The following is an 861-nucleotide window of genomic DNA, read 5'->3' on the forward strand; positions in this document are numbered from 1 at the left end:
ATCAGATAGAGCGAGCCCGCTATCTTCATGGCGAGCTGCAGGGAGGGCACCGCGGCGAGCAGGCCGGCAAGGCCGGCCGCGCCGGCGGCCGCCACGGTCGCCAGCCCCGCCGCGCTGCCGGCCATCAGCGGCACCGAACGGCGAAAGCCGAATTGCGCGCCGGAGGCGGTCGACAATGTCGTGGCGATGCCGGGCGTCGAGGTCGAGATCAGCGCGAACAGGACCAGCGGGATGATGGTTTCGGACATGCGGGCTTCCCAGTCGAGGAGCCGGCATGCTTATGCGCTTGGCGGCATCAGTAAATGCAATGTTTGACATGGTTTGCATTATAGAATATAATGGAAGCCATGATCCGCGATCTCGACACGAGCCTCATCCGCACCTTCGTCATGACGGCCGACAAGGCCAGCATGACGGCGGCGGCCAATGCGCTCCACCTGACGCAAGGCGCCGTCAGCCAGCAGGTCAAACGGCTGGAAGATGTGCTGGGGCAACGCCTGTTCGAGCGCGACCGCCGCGGTCTGAAGCTGACCCGTTCCGGCGAGCGGCTGCTCGACAAGGCCAGGCGCCTGCTGCAGCTCAATGACGAGATCCTCGCCGAAATCAGGGGCGGGGCGGTTGCCGGACAGGTGCGGATCGGCGTGCCTTACGATCTCGTCGGCACGCTGCTCGCGCCGGTGCTGAAAGCCTATGCCGAAGCCTATCCGCAGGTGGAGATATCGCTGGTCTGCGCCTCGTCGCCGGAACTCGCGGCGGCCCTGGCTGCGGGCACGATCGACCTTGCCGTCATCGAGGAGCGTGTCGGCCCCAGCGCCGGCGAATGCCTGCTCGTCGACCGGCTGGTCTGGGTCGGCGCCAGAG

1 protein-coding gene and 1 pseudogene are annotated in these 861 nt (G+C 66.6%); one reads left to right on the forward strand and one right to left on the reverse strand.

What is annotated here, in order from left to right; all coding sequences use genetic code 11:
* Positions 1-248, reverse strand: a pseudogene (locus EOA24_RS39725) (LysE family translocator); the annotation flags it as partial.
* Between the two features lie 99 nt (positions 249-347).
* Here EOA24_RS39725 and EOA24_RS39730 point away from each other — a divergent pair.
* Positions 348-861: LysR family transcriptional regulator (locus EOA24_RS39730; RefSeq protein WP_133375032.1), on the forward strand; the 514-nt coding region annotated here is incomplete at its 3' end.

Origin of the sequence: Mesorhizobium sp. M2A.F.Ca.ET.039.01.1.1 (assembly GCF_003998035.1) — a bacterium.
GTDB lineage: Bacteria > Pseudomonadota > Alphaproteobacteria > Rhizobiales > Rhizobiaceae > Mesorhizobium.